General features: G+C 66.2%; 16 protein-coding genes and 1 pseudogene. 6 read left to right on the top strand and 11 right to left on the bottom strand.

Annotated features, from left to right (window positions below; all coding sequences use genetic code 11):
* Both fmt and truA read left to right on the top strand, forming a co-directional pair.
* Window positions 1-817: methionyl-tRNA formyltransferase (gene fmt, locus B1A78_RS15520; RefSeq protein WP_077147834.1), on the top strand; the 817-nt coding region annotated here is incomplete at its 5' end.
* Window positions 814-1554, top strand: coding sequence for a tRNA pseudouridine(38-40) synthase TruA (gene truA, locus B1A78_RS15515; RefSeq protein ID WP_077147833.1), 741 nt, complete (start codon window positions 814-816; stop codon window positions 1552-1554). The genes fmt and truA, both read left to right, overlap by 4 nt.
* A gap of 210 nt (window positions 1555-1764) precedes the next feature.
* On the opposite strand, the gene B1A78_RS15510 is transcribed toward truA, so the two are convergent.
* Window positions 1765-2295: a CarD family transcriptional regulator gene (locus B1A78_RS15510; protein WP_058809609.1), complete on the bottom strand. Its 531-nt coding sequence runs from the start codon at window positions 2293-2295 to the stop codon at window positions 1765-1767.
* Window positions 2296-2608: 313 nt separating this feature from the next.
* Here B1A78_RS15510 and B1A78_RS15505 point away from each other — a divergent pair, with 313 nt between their 5' ends.
* Entirely contained in the window at window positions 2609-3427 is an 819-nt protein-coding gene (locus tag B1A78_RS15505; RefSeq protein ID WP_077147832.1) for an SDR family NAD(P)-dependent oxidoreductase, read from the top strand.
* Between the two features lie 37 nt (window positions 3428-3464).
* Here the strand turns inward: B1A78_RS15505 and B1A78_RS15500 are convergent, their stop codons facing one another.
* The 6 genes from B1A78_RS15500 to hisG all read right to left on the bottom strand — a co-directional run bounded on the left by B1A78_RS15500 (window position 3465) and on the right by hisG (window position 11374).
* Window positions 3465-5537 carry a S9 family peptidase gene (locus B1A78_RS15500; RefSeq protein WP_077147831.1) on the bottom strand — a complete coding sequence of 691 codons (2073 nt, stop codon included), beginning with the start codon at window positions 5535-5537 and terminating at the stop codon, window positions 3465-3467.
* A gap of 196 nt (window positions 5538-5733) precedes the next feature.
* On the bottom strand, window positions 5734-7848 hold the full coding sequence (locus B1A78_RS15495) for a sodium-translocating pyrophosphatase (RefSeq protein WP_077147830.1): 2115 nt from the start codon (window positions 7846-7848) through the stop codon (window positions 5734-5736).
* A 184-nt stretch (window positions 7849-8032) separates the two neighbouring features.
* Window positions 8033-8962: a thiamine-phosphate kinase gene (gene thiL, locus B1A78_RS15490; RefSeq protein WP_077147829.1), complete on the bottom strand. Its 930-nt coding sequence runs from the start codon at window positions 8960-8962 to the stop codon at window positions 8033-8035.
* A gap of 18 nt (window positions 8963-8980) precedes the next feature.
* Window positions 8981-9433 (bottom strand): transcription antitermination factor NusB, encoded by a 453-nt coding sequence (gene nusB / locus B1A78_RS15485; RefSeq protein WP_077147828.1) that lies wholly within the window; start codon window positions 9431-9433, stop codon window positions 8981-8983.
* A gap of 5 nt (window positions 9434-9438) precedes the next feature.
* Window positions 9439-10731 carry a histidinol dehydrogenase gene (hisD, locus tag B1A78_RS15480; RefSeq protein WP_077147827.1) on the bottom strand — a complete coding sequence of 431 codons (1293 nt, stop codon included), beginning with the start codon at window positions 10729-10731 and terminating at the stop codon, window positions 9439-9441.
* A complete protein-coding gene (gene hisG / locus B1A78_RS15475; protein WP_077147826.1) occupies window positions 10718-11374 on the bottom strand; it encodes an ATP phosphoribosyltransferase in 657 nt (218 codons plus the stop codon). The genes hisD and hisG overlap by 14 nt, the downstream gene beginning before the upstream one ends.
* A gap of 39 nt (window positions 11375-11413) precedes the next feature.
* On the opposite strand from hisG, the gene B1A78_RS15470 reads away from it, so the two are divergent.
* Window positions 11414-12496 carry a DUF2332 domain-containing protein gene (locus tag B1A78_RS15470; protein WP_077147825.1) on the top strand — a complete coding sequence of 361 codons (1083 nt, stop codon included), beginning with the start codon at window positions 11414-11416 and terminating at the stop codon, window positions 12494-12496.
* A 156-nt stretch (window positions 12497-12652) separates the two neighbouring features.
* On the opposite strand, the gene B1A78_RS15465 is transcribed toward B1A78_RS15470, so the two are convergent.
* On the bottom strand, window positions 12653-13135 hold the full coding sequence (locus B1A78_RS15465) for a DUF1465 family protein (RefSeq protein ID WP_077147824.1): 483 nt from the start codon (window positions 13133-13135) through the stop codon (window positions 12653-12655).
* Between the two features lie 87 nt (window positions 13136-13222).
* The gene (locus B1A78_RS15460; protein ID WP_077147823.1) at window positions 13223-13420 is read right to left on the bottom strand and encodes a YdcH family protein; all 198 of its coding nucleotides are present in this window, start codon (window positions 13418-13420) and stop codon (window positions 13223-13225) included.
* Window positions 13421-13560: 140 nt separating this feature from the next.
* On the opposite strand from B1A78_RS15460, the gene B1A78_RS15455 reads away from it, so the two are divergent.
* Window positions 13561-13719 (top strand): DUF465 domain-containing protein, encoded by a 159-nt coding sequence (locus tag B1A78_RS15455; protein WP_077147822.1) that lies wholly within the window; start codon window positions 13561-13563, stop codon window positions 13717-13719.
* Between the two features lie 57 nt (window positions 13720-13776).
* Here B1A78_RS15455 and B1A78_RS15450 read toward each other — a convergent pair whose 3' ends face one another.
* Window positions 13777-14172: a PilZ domain-containing protein gene (locus B1A78_RS15450; RefSeq protein WP_077147821.1), complete on the bottom strand. Its 396-nt coding sequence runs from the start codon at window positions 14170-14172 to the stop codon at window positions 13777-13779.
* Window positions 14173-14273: 101 nt separating this feature from the next.
* The gene (gene dksA, locus B1A78_RS15445) at window positions 14274-14735 is read right to left on the bottom strand and encodes an RNA polymerase-binding protein DksA (protein ID WP_077147820.1); all 462 of its coding nucleotides are present in this window, start codon (window positions 14733-14735) and stop codon (window positions 14274-14276) included.
* 442 nt (window positions 14736-15177) lie between these two features.
* Here dksA and B1A78_RS15440 point away from each other — a divergent pair.
* A pseudogene (locus B1A78_RS15440) lies at window positions 15178-15499 on the top strand (hypothetical protein); the annotation flags it as partial.

Genomic DNA, 15499 nt, shown 5'->3' with positions numbered 1-15499 from the left:
CCCCGCACAGCGCGGCAAGAAGCTGCAGCAGAGCGCCGTCCACAACTGGGCCGACGAACATGGGCTGCCCGTGCGCACGCCGAAGAGCCTGCGGAGCGAAGAGGCGCAGGCCGAATTCGCCGCGCTCGACCTCGATATCGCGGTGGTCGCGGCGTACGGCCTGATCCTGCCGCAGCCGATCCTCGACGCGCCGCGCGAGGGCTGTCTCAACGTTCATGGCTCGATCCTGCCGCGCTGGCGCGGCGCGGCGCCGGTGCAGCGCGCAATCCTGTCGGGTGACGGCGAGACCGGCGTCACGATCATGCAGATGGATATCGGCCTCGACACCGGCGCGATGCGGCTGGTCGAGACGACCCCGGTGACGGGCAAGAGCGCCGGCATGCTGACCGACGAGCTCGCCGAGATGGGCGCGCTGATGATGGTCAAGGTGCTGAGCGACCTCCATGCCTTCCAGCCCGAGCCGCAGCCCGACGACGGCGTCACTTACGCTGCCAAGATCGACAAGAGCGAGGCGCGGCTCGATTTCCTGACGAGCGCGGTGCAGGTCGAGCGCCAGGTCCGCGCCTTCAACCCGATGCCCGGCGCCTTTTTCGAGCTCGACGGCGAACGCTACAAGCTGCTCGCCGCCGAGGTCATCCACCCGGCCGAGACGATCGCGGGCGCCGCGCCTGGCACCACCCTCGACGATGCGCTGGTGATCGCGTGCAACCCCGGCGCGATCCGCGCGACGCGCGTCCAGCGCGCCGGCAAGCCCGCGATGGACGCCGCCGACCTGCTGCGCGGCCGCGCGATCGCCCGGGGCACGCGCCTCGCATGACGCGCTTCGCCCTCACCATCGAATATGACGGCCGCCCCTATATGGGCTGGCAACGGCAGGCGCATGGGCCGAGCGTGCAGCAGGCGATCGAGGCGGCGATCACCCGCATCACCGGCGAGGAGGCCGCGGTGTTCAGCGCCGGGCGCACCGACGCCGGCGTCCATGCCATCGCGATGCGCGGCCATGTCGATATCGAAAAGCCGCTCACGCCCTTCCGCCTGATGGAGGCAATCAACGCGCAGCTCCGCCCCGCCCCCGTCGCGATCATCGCGTGCGAGGAGGCGCCGGGCGACTGGCATTCGCGCTTCGCCTGCACCGGGCGCGCTTACGAGTATCGCATCGTCAACCGCCGCGCGCCGCTGACCTGGGACAAGGGGCTCGCCTGGCAATTCGCCCGCCCGCTCGACGCCGCCGCGATGCACGAGGCCGCGCAGCTGCTCCTCGGCCTCCACGACTTCACCACCTTCCGCTCCGCGCATTGCCAGTCGCAAAGCCCGGTGAAGACGCTCGACAGATTGACCGTCAGCCGCCACGGCGAGGAAATCATCGTCGAGGCCGCGGCGCGCAGCTTCCTCCACCACCAGGTCCGCTCGATGGTCGGAAGCTTGTCGCTCGTCGGTGAAGGCAAATGGTCGGCGCGCGACCTGAAAGCCTCGCTCGACGCCGCCGACCGGCAGGCGCTCGGGCTCAATGCGCCGCCCGACGGGCTCTATTTCGTGCGCGCGACCTATCCCTAAACCCTTCTCCCCTTGAGGGAGAGGGAGGGGCCCGCGCGGCGCAGCCGTGTGGGAGGGTGAGGGTCTGAACGCCGAATGCCCTCACCCGCTGCGACTAGCCAGCAAGCTGGCAAGTCTCGCTGCCCTCTCCCCCAAAGGGAGAGGGATAAACAAAAAAGGGCGGCCCACCGGGACCGCCCTTTCCTTTTCCCGCCGTGGCGAAGTCCGCGCTTAGAGCGCCTTCTCCACATAATATTTCGGCGCATGCTCGTTCAGGATCTGGAGGATCTTCGCCTGCGCCGTCTTTTCGTCGCTCTCTTCCATCGCGCCCAGTTCGCGGGCGAGGCGGCTCGACGCGGCTTCGAAGATCTGGCGTTCCGAATAGCTCTGCTCGGGCTGGTCGTCGGCACGGAACAGGTCGCGGGTCACTTCGGCGATCGACACCAGGTCGCCCGAATTGATCTTCGCTTCATATTCCTGCGCGCGGCGCGACCACATGGTGCGCTTGACCTTCGGCTTGGTGGTCAGCACCTGCAGCGCTTCCTTCAGCGTCTTGTCCGACGACAGCTTGCGCATGCCCACGCCCTCGGCCTTGTTGGTCGGGACGCGCAGGGTCATTTTTTCTTTTTCAAAGCGCAGGACATAAAGTTCGAGCTGCATGCCGGCGATTTCCGACCGCTGCAGTTCGATGACGCGCCCCACGCCATGCTTCGGATAAACGACATAGTCACCGACTTCGAAGAGGAGGGTGTTTGCGGACATGCAGTTTCCTTTCTGTGCCTTGTCGGGGACGGGGAAGCGCGTCAAAGCCGGACCATCCTGCCCTCGGCGGAGGGGGATCGAAGCATTTCGGCGGCGCTAGCCAGTCAGCGTGACAAGGGATATGGCTCCATCGGAAACGCCGAACGTGCCCCAGCCCAGCGACGGGAAGAGGCAGAATGTCGGCGTGTTGATATTTATTATAACAGAGTCGCAACAAAATTGCCACCCCTTGGCGGAAATGCGTGGGTGGCCGCCTTGACGCCCCTCCAACTCCGTTTCAGGTTGATACGGAAATCATATTTGGGAGACCTTCATGCACGATCAAGTCTGGTGGGTGACCGGCGCGTCGTCAGGGATCGGCGCGGCGCTGGCCCGCGCGCTGGCCGCGCGCGGCGCAAAGCTGATCCTGTCGGGCCGCAATGTCGCGGCGCTCGAGGCGGTGGCGAAGGACTGCGGCCCCGGCACGATGATCCTGCCGTTCGAGGCGACCGACTATGCCGCGCTGCCGCTGATGGCCGACGAGGCGTGGAACTGGTGCGGCCGCATCGACGGCCTCGTCAACAACGCCGGCATCTCGCAGCGCAGCCTCGCGATCGAGACCGATTTTGCGGTGTATCAGAAGATCGTCGACGTCGACCTGCTCGCGCCGATCGCGCTCACCCAGCAGATCCTGCCGCGCATGGTCGCGGCCGGCGGCGGCCAGATCGTCGCCATCTCGAGCGTCGCGGGCATCGCCGGGGTGCCGCTGCGCAGCGCCTATTGCGCCGCAAAACATGGCCTGATCGGCTATCACGACAGCCTGCGCGCCGAAAATGAGCATCTCGGGCTGAAAGTGCTCGTCGTCGCCCCCGGCTCGATCGCGACCAACGTCAGCCGCAACGCACTCAACGCCGACGGCAGCGTGCGCGGGGAAAGCGACAAGGCGATCGACAACGGCCTGTCACCCGATTTCGCCGCGACGCAGATCCTCGACGCGGTCGCGGCGGGAACACGCGAACTGGTCGTTGCTGAGGGCGCCGAAGCCGCCATTCCGGCGCTGCGCCGCGGCGACCCCGACGCCTTGTTCGACCGGATGAGCGCGATGGTCCAGGCGGGCTATGCCGCCCAGATGAAAGCGGGCCGCGAGGGATAACCCCCGCGGCCCGGCCTTTCACCAGCGCAAATCCCGATTATTCCGAGAATTTGGCGGCCGCGATCAACGGATCGGCCGCCGGCTTCTTGGCATAATCCGCATCCGACGGCACATAGGCGGGATTGAACCGTTCGAGCCAGTTCGACGTGCCGCCCAGCCATTCGACGCGCTCTTCCTTGGTGAAATACGCGCCATAATGGCCGTTCTTCGGCTGCTCGATATATTCGAAATCGACGCCCTGCTTCTTGCCGCTGCCCTTCAGCCGCGACACGAGCGTGCGCGCCTGCGCGATCGGGACGCGCGGGTCGCGCACGCCATGGACGATCAGGATCGGCGCCCATTTGGTATCGGTGTTGCGCGCCGGCGACACGTCGGTCAGCGAGTTGGCGCCCTTGGCGAGGTAATTGGCACCGAAGGAGCCGAGATAGCCCTTGTCATAGTCGCGCATCATCGGAAGGTCATAGACGCCGGCACCCGCGATGGTGCAGCGCCAGCGCGCGGGGTCGCGCTGCGCCGCCCGCGCCGAGGCATAACCGCCATAGGACCAGCCCATCATGCAGGCGCGCTTGGGATCGATCATCCCCTGCGCCGCGAGATAGTCGACGACGTCGTTGAGATCGTCCTGCATGCGCGTGCCGAAGCCGTCCTGACGGCCCGATTTGACGAACTCGTTGCCGTAACCGCCCGAACCGCGATAGTTCGGCTGGACCACGACATAGCCCTGTTCGGCGACCGTCTGGGCCCATTGGTCATAGGACGCATAGTCGCGCACGCCATAAGGGCCGCCATGGGTCAGCACGACGATGGGCAGGTTCTTCTGCCCGGCGCGCAGCCGCGGCGTGGTGAGGATCGCCTCGATCTCCAGCCCGTCGCTCGCCTTGTACCGGATCGCCTTGACCGGGTTGAGCTTGCCATCGCCCAGCGCATCGCTGCGGTGGCCGATCAGCGCAAACTTCCCGCTCTCGACGTCATAGAGATAATAGCTGCCGATCTGGTCGGCGCTGGCCATCGACACGACCAGCTTCTTGTCGCCGTCGTCGCTGCTGACGATATTGGCATTTCCCTCACCGAAATCCTCGTTCAGGAAATTCTGAATCGCCGCAAGGCGCGGATCGGTAAACTTGCGGCGCGGACGGTCGGTCGCATAGGCAAAGCCGACGATGTCGTTCTCGGCCTCGTTCGGGATCGCACCGCCGACGTCATAGCCCGGGAGCGAGAAAAGCTTTTCGCCGATCGTCATCGTCGCAAGATTGGCCTTGTAGATCGCGCTGTAGCCTTCGTGATTGCTCGACACGATCGCCATGTCGGGTTGGTCGAGGAACACGATCGGCTGGATGCCCGATCCGGTGAAATCCTTGTCGATGACGCGCTGCACCGTCCGGAAATTCTCGCCGGGACCCGACCGATAGAGATAGCGCGTTTCGCCGGTGTCGCGGTTCGACCCGAACCCCATGCGGACGACGCCCTTGCCATCGGCTGCCCAGCCGCCAACGACCGGGTTCGTGCGCTGGACCGTTTCGAGCACCTTGCCGGTCGCGACATCGACCCAATCGACCTGGTAACTGAACATCTTTTCGGTATCGCCGTCGTCGACCTGGCGCGCGAGCAGGATACGCTTCTTCTCCTTGTCGATGTGGAGGATGTTCGACGCGTCGGCGGTCGCACCGTCCCAGGCCAGCGGATGCGTCTTCCCGGTCACGGTGTCATAGGCGGCAAGCCGACCGATATCGACGCGCTGTCCGAACAGCGCAATGAACTCGCGCGACGCCAGTTCGAGGATCAGATAGCGGTCGTCGACCCAGCGATAGTTGGTGACGTCGCGCTGGCCGGCGTCCTTGAAGGTCGATGCCCGCGCAAAAATCTGCGGTTTCGATCCGGGCTTGGACAGGTCGAGGATCGCGTAGCCGAATTCGTTTCCGGCGCCGAGCGTCATCGCGATCTTGGTGCCGCCGGGCGACATCTGAAGGTCGCTCATCAGCGGCAGCGAGGCAAGCACGTCGAGGCTCACCTTTTCCGGCACCGGCTTGCCCGGTGTATCCTGCGCCATGCCGACGACCGGCAACCCCATTGCCGACGCCAGCAAAGCCGCGGCAAACATCTTCTTGATCATCCCTGTCTCCGTATCCGCGCCCCGACGAACGGGCGCAACCCACTGGCATCGGGGCCGATTGCCCCCGCCTTCCCTCTGCAACGCAGCCTAGGAAGGCCGCCCCCCAATGGCAACAAACTTAAGTTGAAATTGAAACCAAAAAGCCCCGCCGGATCGCTCCGGCGGGGCCTTTGTTTGCCGACAAGGGCAGCGCCGCTTACGCCGCGCCGTGTGCCAATGCCGCGAGGAGCAGGATCGCCACGATGTTGGTGATCTTGATCATCGGGTTGACCGCCGGACCCGCGGTGTCCTTGTACGGATCGCCCACGGTATCGCCGGTCACCGCGGCTTTATGGGCTTCGCTGCCCTTGCCGCCATGGTTGCCGTCCTCGATATATTTCTTGGCATTGTCCCATGCGCCGCCGCCAGAGGTCATCGAGATGGCGACGAACAGCCCGCCGACGATCACGCCGAGCAGGAGCGCACCGAGCGCCTCGAGCGCTTCGGCCGGCCCCGCGACGCCGCGGATCACGAAATAGACGACGATCGGCGCGAGCACGGGGAGCAGCGACGGAACGATCATTTCCTTGATCGCCGCCTTGGTCACCAGGTCGACCGTGCGCGCATAGTCGGGCTTCGATTCATAGGTCATGATGCCGGGGTTGTTCTTGAACTGCTCGCGAACATCCTTGACGACCTCGCCCGCCGCACGGCCCACCGCGGTCATGCCGAACGCACCGAAGAGGTACGGCAGCAGCGCGCCGAGCAGCAGACCCACGATGACGTACGGCGACGACAGCGAGAAGGTCAGCGGCGCATCGAGGCCGAGCTTCGCCGAATATTCGGTGATATCGGCGGTATAGGTGCCGAACAGCACCAGTGCCGCAAGACCCGCCGAACCGATGGCATAGCCCTTGGTCACCGCCTTGGTCGTGTTGCCCACGGCGTCGAGCAGATCGGTCTTTTCACGCACGCTGTCGTCGAGGCCCGCCATTTCAGCGATGCCGCCGGCGTTGTCGGTCACCGGACCATAAGCGTCGAGCGCAACGACCATGCCCGCCAGCGCCAGCATCGCGGTGGCGCCGAATGCGATGCCGACGATGCCCGCGATCTGATAGGCGATGATGATGCCCGCGCAGATGACGAGCGTCGGCAGCGCGGTCGATTCAAGGCTGATCGCCAGACCCTGGATGACGTTGGTGCCATGCCCCGTTTCCGATGCCTTGGCGATCGACCGCACCGGGCGATAATTGGTGCCGGTATAATATTCGGTGATCCAGATGATCAGCCCGGTGATGATCAGGCCGAGCAGCGAGCACAGGAACAGGTCGGTGCCGTTGAATTCGGTCCCGACGATGTTGGTCTTCATGTCGCCGAGCGCATATTGCGTCGAGAACCAGATCGCCGGGATCGACAGGATCGCGGTGACCAGGAAGCCCTTGTACATCGCACCCATGACATTCTTTCCGCCGCCGAGGCGGACGAAATAGGTGCCGATGATCGAGGTGATGATGCACACGCCGCCCATCAGCAGCGGCAGGCTCATCAGCGGAACGAGGGCATCGCCCGCACCCTTCAGCAGCAGCGCGATCAGCACCATCGTGGCGCCGACGGTGACGACATAGGTTTCGAAAAGGTCGGCGGCCATGCCGGCGCAGTCGCCGACATTGTCGCCGACGTTGTCGGCGATCACCGCGGGGTTGCGCGGATCGTCCTCGGGAATGCCCGCCTCGACCTTGCCGACCAGGTCGGCGCCGACGTCGGCGGCCTTGGTGAAGATACCGCCGCCAAGACGCGCGAAGATCGAGATCAGCGAGGCGCCGAAGGCGAGCGCGACGAGCGCATCGACCACGGTACGGTCCTCACCGCCGACGGTATAGCCGCCGGGGCCGATCAGGTACCAGAAGAAGACCGAGATCGCGAGGAGCGCGAGCCCCGCCACGAGCATGCCGGTGATCGCGCCGGCGCGGAACGCCATGGTAAGGCCGGCCTGCAGCCCGGTCTGCGCCGCGGCCGCGGTGCGGACGTTCGCCTTGACCGAGATGTTCATGCCGACAAAGCCCGCAACGCCCGAAAGCACCGCGCCGATCACGAAGCCGGTGGCCGAGATCGGGCCGAGGAACCAGCCGACGAGGACCGCGACGACGACGCCGACGATGGCAATGGTGCGATATTGGCGGCCGAGATAGGCCTTGGCGCCTTCCTGGATGGCCGCCGCGATTTCTTGCATTTTTTCATTACCGGCCGAGGCGCCCAGCACCTGTCGGGAGGTAATAAAGCCATAGAGCACGGCCAACAGGCCGCACGCTATCGCGATCAAAACCGGATTCATGCGTGTCTCTTCCTTCCCCAATGAGAAGGGCGAACGCGAAAGATAGCAGTCGAACGTCCGACTTATTGATGCCGGCTCGCTCTCTCCCCTGATGCGACCGCCCCAAATTAAGACCGGGGGGTTATGGGAAGAAAGCCAACCGAGGGCAAGCCCGGTTATTTGGCCGTTTTCGCTAGCTTCGCTCTCAGTGCATGAAACCGAGATGCGCGGGCAGCGCAACGCGCCGGGCGCGGTGGGTCAGCAGGATTCCGCTGCCGACACCGGCGTGGCCGACCGGCGTGACCGCGATATTCAGCCCCGCCGCGATCTCGCGGATCGCCGCCGCCGCGCCCGGATCGGCGGCGAACAGCAACTGGTAATCGTCGCCCGCCGTCGCCGCGGCGAGCCGCGTGTCGAGGACGTCGGGGCGCACCGCGAGCAGCGCCGCCGACAGCGGCACCGCCTCCAGCATGATCGCGATCTCGCACCCGCTCGCCTCGGCCATGCGCTGCGCGTCGATCAGCAGCCCGTCGGACACGTCCATCATCGCATGGACATGCGGCACGACGGCCTGGCCAAAGGTCAGCTGCGGCTGCGGGCGGCGATAGGCCGACAGGCAGGTCTCGTTGGCATCGACCTGCCCCAGCCGCATCGCGAGCCCCAGCCCGGCATTGCCGATCGACCCCGTCACCCAGATCTGGTCGCCCGGCTTCGCGCCGCTGCGCGACGGCGCCCCGCCCGCGGGGGCGCGACCGATCGCGGTCAGCCCGAAGCTGCGCGGCGTCCCCGCCGGCACCCGCACCGTATCGCCGCCGAGCAGCAGCAAGCCGAAGCGCCGCAACGCCAGCTCGAGCCCGTCGGCAAAAGCCGCATTCCACGCGTCGTCGCCCAGGCTGTAGCCGACGAGCACGCCCACCGGCGCGGCGCCCTTGGCAGCAAGGTCGGACATGTTCACCGCGACGAGCTTCCACGCGACGTCCTGCGGCGTGTCGTCGGGCAGGAAATGGATACCCTCGACGATCATGTCATGCGTGAGCACAAGATCGCCGAGCACCGCCGCATCGTCGGCCAGCCCCCGCGCCGCAGGATCGGTCGCGATGGCACGCAGGCGGGCGATGAAATCGGCTTCGCTCAATCCCGAACTCCGTTCGTGTCAGTCCTTTGCGCGCACATCCTTGCCGATCGCGTCGAGCAACCCATTGGCAAACCCCGCCTCGCGCGTGTCGAAGAACGCCTTCGCGACATCGACATATTCGCTGACCACCGCGCCCACGGGCACGTCGCCGCGCGCCATCAGTTCGTAGGCGCCGGCGCGCAGGATCGCCTTCATCGTGCGGTCGAGCCGCTCCATCGACCAGCCGCTCGCGAGCCGCGCGACGATCGCCGCGTCGATCTCGTCGGCGCGGGCGAGCGCGCCCTTCACGATATCGTCGAAGAAAGCGACGTCGGCCTCGGCATATTCGGCGTCCTCGATCGTCGCACCGATGCGGTGCTGGTGGAATTCGTGGATCAGCCGGGTGACCGGCGTCCCCTCCATCTCATGCTGGTACAAGGCCTGCACGGCGGCGAGGCGGGCGGCGGAACGGGACTGGGCGCGTTTGTTCATGTTATTCAGTTCAATCTGTTCTGGACGCTGAGCGCATGGGCGGGCAGCCCCTCGGCGCCCGCAAGCGCAACGGCGGCGGGCCCTATAGCGCGCAGCGCCGATTCGTCCAGCGCCAGAAAGCTCGTGCGCTTCATGAAGTCGGTCACCGACAGCCCGCTCGAGAAACGCGCGCGGCGACCGGTTGGCAGGACATGGTTCGGCCCCGCGACATAATCGCCGATCGCCTCGGGGGTATGGCGGCCGAGGAACACCGACCCCGCATGCCGCACCTTCGCGAACAGCGCATCGGCGACCTCGGCATCGACCGCGAGTTCGAGATGCTCGGGCGCCAGCCGGTCGCAGAGCGGGATCGCATCGGCAAGCGTCGGCACGACGATCACCGCGCCATTGCCGGTCCAGCTCGCTTCCATCGTCGATGCGGTCGCCAGCGCCGGTATCACCTCGGCGACCGCCGCCGCGACCGCGTCGCCAAAATCGGCATCGTCGGTGAACAGGATCGACTGGCTCGTCGGGTCATGTTCGGCCTGGCTCAAAAGGTCGGCGGCGATCACATGCGGCGCGTTGCGATTGTCGGCGACGACGACGATCTCGCTCGGTCCCGCGACCATGTCGATGCCGACCAGCCCATAAACCTGCCGCTTCGCCTCGGCGACCCAGGCATTGCCCGGCCCCGTGACGACATCGACCGGCGCGATCCGCTCGGTGCCATAAGCGAGCGCCGCGACCGCCTGCGCGCCGCCGACGCGCCAGATTTCGTCGACCCCGCCGATATGCGCCGCCGCCATCACCACCGGATTGACCTCGCCGCCCGGCGTCGGGGTCATCATCACGATCCGCCGCACCCCCGCGACCTTCGCGGGGATGATGTTCATCAGTACCGACGAGGGATAGGCCGCGCGCCCGCCGGGGACATAGACGCCCGCCGCGTCGACCGCCGTCCAGCGCGCGCCGAGCCGCGCCCCCGCCGCGTCGCGATAGTCGCGATCCTCGGGCAATTGCGCGGCATGATAGGCCCGGATGCGTTCCGCCGCCAAGTCGAGCGCGCTCCGCAATTCGGGTGCCAGCGCCGCATAGGCCGCCGCACAGTCTTCCTTCGAAATCGACCAGCCGCTTGCATCGAGATCGAAGCGGTCGAACTTCGCGGTATAGTCGGCGAGCGCCGCGTCGCCCTCGGCCTTCACCCGCGCGATGATCGTCGCGACATCGGCCGACACATCGGCGTCGCTCTCGCGCCGGTCGTCGACCAGCGCGGCAAAATCCGCGGCAAAGCCGGGCGCAGAGGCATCAAGCCGCCGCATCGCCCACCGCCTGGCGGAAGCGCTCGACCAGCGCCGGCACCTCGGCCGAGCGCAGCTTGAACGCGGCGCGGTTGACGATCAGCCGCGCCGACACCTCGCTGATGATCGTCTGTTCGGCGAGCGCATTTTCGACGAGCGTCCGCCCCGTCGAAACAAGGTCGACGATGTGCGAGGCGAGGCCCAGCTTCGGCGCAATCTCCATCGCACCGTTCAGCTTGATGCACTCGGCCTGGATGCCCTGCGCCTCGAACCAGCGGCGCGTGGTGCCGGGATATTTGGTCGCGACGCGGATGTGGCTCGCACCCAGCCCCGGCGGCGCGCTGTCCGCGGGACCCGCGAGCGACAGGCGGCAATGGCCGATGCCCAGGTCGACCGGCGCATACAGCTCCGAATAGTCGAACTCGTCGATCACGTCCGACCCGACGATGCCGAGCTGCGCGGCGCCATGCGCGACGAAGGTCGCGACGTCGAACGCCCGCACGCGGATCAGCGAGATATGCGGCTGGTTGGTCGCGAAGACGAGCGCGCGGCTCTTCGGATCGAAGAAATCGGCCGCCGGCTCGATGCCGACACGCGCGAGCAGCGGCAGCGCCTCGTCGAGGATGCGCCCTTTCGGGATGGCAAAGATGATCGGTTCGGGCATAAGCGCGCCAGCCCATAAGACGGGCCGGGAGAAAGGGCAATGAGCGAGCGTTACCAGCCGGTCGAACTCGGCGATACCGGCGCCGACGCGGTCCGCGCCGCCTTTGCCAACCAGATCCTTTATTGCCGCGCCAATGACGCCCCGGTCACCGCGCGCATCGTCGCCGCGCTCGCGACATTGCTCGACGCCCCCGCAACCGATTTCGCGCGCCGGATCGCAAGTTGGACGGGCGCCCCGCTCGCCGACGCCCTCCCCTTGCGCGCCGCCGGCGGGCTCCACGCACTCCATCTCGCTGGCGCCGCGCACGAACTCGCGCCCATCTATGCCGATGCCGAGGGAATCAACGACGCCGCGATCGTCGCCGGCGTCGTCCGCCGCCACGAGGCGACATTGCTCCCCTGGCTCGACGGCCCGCCGCAGACCAACGAGGCGGGTCGCTCGTCGAATTTCATCGCCGCGATGCTGTGGCTGACCGAACAAGGCCTGCCGCCGCATTTCCAGTGCCTCGAAATCGGGTCGAGCGCCGGGATCAACCTGATGCTCGCGCGCTATCATTATGATCTCGCCGGGGTGCAGGTCGGCCCCTCGCCCGGCGTCATGGCCTTCACCCCCGAATGGCGCGGGGTGCATCCGCCGCAGCACAAGATCGATATCGTCGCCACCAAGGGCTGCGACGTCGCCCCGGTCGACCTCACCGACCCGGTGCAGGCACTGCGGCTCAAGGCCTATATCTGGCCCGAACATCATGTCCGCTTCGACCGGGTGGAAGCCGCGATCGCCGCCGCCGATGCGGAGAAACCCGACATCGTCCACAGCAATGCCGCCGATTTCGTCGAGGCCGAACTGGCAGAGCCGCAGGCGGCGGGCACGACGCGGCTGCTGATGCATTCGATCGTCTGGCAATATGTCCCCGCCGACCAGCAGGCGCGCGTCACCGCCGCGATGGAGGCCGCGGGCGCCCGCGCCACCGCCGACCGCCCGCTCGCCTGGATCGCGCTCGAGGCGAACCGCACCGTGCATCATCATGAACTGGTGGTGCGCCATTGGCCCGGCGGCGGCGAACCCGTGATGCTCGGCCGCGCCCACGCCCATGGCGCATGGGTCGAGTGGCTGGCCCGCTGAGCGCAAGCGAGCGGTTGCGGACGATCATCTAACTTTGTCATCCCCGCGAAAGCGGGGACCCAGAGCGTGAGTCAGCGAAGCTTTCCCCTGGGTTCCCGCTTTCGCGGGAATGACAATGCGGAACGGCAACCTCCCGCCCCGAAACCGCCGGTCAAATCAAAGCCGCGCTTCCAGCCGCGCCAGCATCGCCTGCACCGGGGTTGCGGCGACCGGCGCCTCCCACCCCGCCTCGATCGCCGCGATGCGCTCGAACAGGCGTTCGCTCGCCGCGATGATCCGCCGCACCGGCGATTCGAACTGGATGCAGATTTCCCAGTCGGCCGTCACCGGCTCACCGATCCGCGCCGCGCTGTCGTTCGGCCCCGCCCCGGCGTCGCCGGCGATCATCGCGCGACGGTGCAAAAGCCAGGCGATGATGTGCATCAGCCGCGTCGTCGTCTTCAGCGATTCGCACGCAAGCCCGATCTGGAGCAGGCTGCCCTGCGCATCGCCGGTCGCGACGCGGCTCAGGTCGCGCGCGGCGGCAAAGGCGGTATGCGCCTCGTCGGCGAGCACCATCGCCTCGACATAGAGATTTTCGACCTGCGCACGCTGCACGGTCAAGCCGTTCTGCGGCAGGATTGGATGCGCCCCGTTCATGAAAAAAATAATGCCACGACCGCTGCGGTGGTCGCAACGGCGCTAACCATTATTTTGCGGCGCCGTCCCATTTTGAATCGGAATGGATCAGGCGATGATATCGGGGATCAGCTGGTCCTCGCACCACGCGATTTCGTCGCGCAGCCGCAGCTTTTTCTTTTTCAATCGAGCCAGTTGCAACTGGTCGGGAACGACCGTCACGCCCAGCGCGACGATCGCGGCATCGAGGTCGCGATGCTCGATGCGGAGGAGTTCGAGGCGCTGGCTGATATCTTCGGGGCTCACGCAGCGCTTCCTGCCAGAATCACAATTTATCCGCAACGGGGACCGGCTGGCCGAATCGCGCCGTTAACCGGGCGACAAGCGTCGCGATCCATGATTTATTCGGTCCTGCCAACCGAGTCGAAAAAGAAGGAGACTGGCCGATGAACATGTCGCACCTTTCCGCCCTGAAGTCCCGCCACGCGGACCTCGATGCGAAAATTGCGAATGAAGAACGGCGCCCGGCCCCCGACGTGGGCCTGCTGGCACAACTCAAGAAACAGAAGCTCAAGATCAAGGAAGAGCTGTTCGCGATCGGCTGACGATCGCTTGAGGTACGGCCGCGGATCGCCCGCTGCTCCTTCCGCAAGCGGAACGGGTCAGCGCGGACGGATCGGCGGCCGGCCTTTGTTCAGGCGAAGCCCCGCCAATGTCGGCGGCACTTCCTCGCGCTGCGGCGCGACGTCGCGGCGCACCGCCTGCGGATTGATCGCCCGGTCGAAAGCGATCCCGAATTTCTTCTCGCCGGTCCATACGATGCGCCCCGCCACCGGACCGATATTGCGCAACTCGACCTCGACCGTCGCGCCCTGCGTGACCGCGACCGGGCTTTCGGCGAGCATCCCGCCCGCCGACAGGTTGCGAACGCGCACCTGCACCGGCTGGCCGTTGCCGCCGACGGTGACATTGGCCTGCATGAACAGGCTGTCGCGATCGGCGCTGCGCGACAGCGCCGCCACTTCTTCGTCTATCGATGTCGTTACGCGCGATTCCATTGCGACCTGTTCCCCGCGTTAAATACTGTCGGCGGGAATAGGGTGCAGCCCTTGCGGAAATGTAAATATAGCAGAACCGTCCCGAACCGGGGCAGGCTGGATCAATCTTCGCGCGAAATCCGCTCGTTGCGCTCGTGACGCTCCTGCGCTTCCAGCGTCATCGTCGCGATCGGGCGGGCCTGCAGCCGCGCCAGCGAGATCGGCTCGCCGGTCACCGCGCAATAGCCATATTCGCCCTCGTCGATGCGGCGGATCGCCGAATCGATCTTGGAGATCAGCTTGCGCTGGCGGTCGCGGGTGCGCAGTTCGATCGCCCAGTCGGTCTCGCTCGACGCGCGGTCGGCGAGGTCGGGTTCGCGCAGCGGACCGTCCTGCAGCTGCGCCAGCGTCGATTCGCTTTCGGTCAGGATCGATTTTTTCCAGGCGAGGAGCAGGCCGCGGAAATAATCCTGCTGCCGCTCGTTCATAAACTCTTCGTCGTCGCTGGGGACATAGTCCGAATCGAGGTTGGATTTGGCTTCGCGGAGCGCGTCGGCGCCAATGTCGGCAGTCTGAGTCGGCATGACGGGCTCTAAAGTCCTTTCGTCTCGCGCTCCGCCGGGCATGGCGGACCGGGGGAGTGGGCGGGCCTATAACCAGCCGGTCGATACGTTACAAGCGCCGAAGCGGCGGATGGACTTTGCTGCGTGAAGCAGGGCTGAACCACCCCACTGTCGGAGCGATTCTCGATCGCCGATTGCGTGCCTCGCGGGAAGGCATTTCGCGCCGCAGCTTAACCAAGCCGAGAGAATTGAGCCAACTTCCGTTCCGTTTTGGGACATCCGACCCGACGGCGGTTGATTTCGCGTTCCTTTTCCCGCTGTCGGACAGTCAAACGCGGTTAACGCAATTGCGGCGTTCACAAAGCTTTGGCCTTTTGGCCCCAATGAGGTGCAATCGGGTGTCGGGGTGTGACGCCTTCCCACCAAGCAACGGGAAAAGAGAGAGAAAACTATGTCTGTCCGAATGGCCCTCGCAAAGCTTTGTGCCTGCACCTGCGGCGGTGCGATCATCGGCACCGGCGCGATGCAGATCAGCGACGTCCCCGCGGCCCGCGCGCAGACAACCAAGTCCTGCTCGCCCTGCGCCGGCAAGAAACCCGTCGTGCGCAAGCGTCACGCGGCCAAGAAGCCGGTCAAGCGCGTGCGCCGCGTCGTCACCACGAAGCGCGTCATTCGCACCGCGACCCCGCAGACCCAGGTCGTCACCCAGACGATCCCCCTGCCCCCGATCCCCTATGCGCCCTTCCCGCAGCGCGGCGGATGGGAAGGGCGCATAGGGGATCGGG

The organism is Sphingopyxis sp. KK2 (assembly GCF_001990265.1).
Taxonomy (GTDB): domain Bacteria; phylum Pseudomonadota; class Alphaproteobacteria; order Sphingomonadales; family Sphingomonadaceae; genus Sphingopyxis.
Note: the sequence above shows the minus strand (reverse complement) of the source record. Positions and strands in the feature narration are given on the sequence as shown.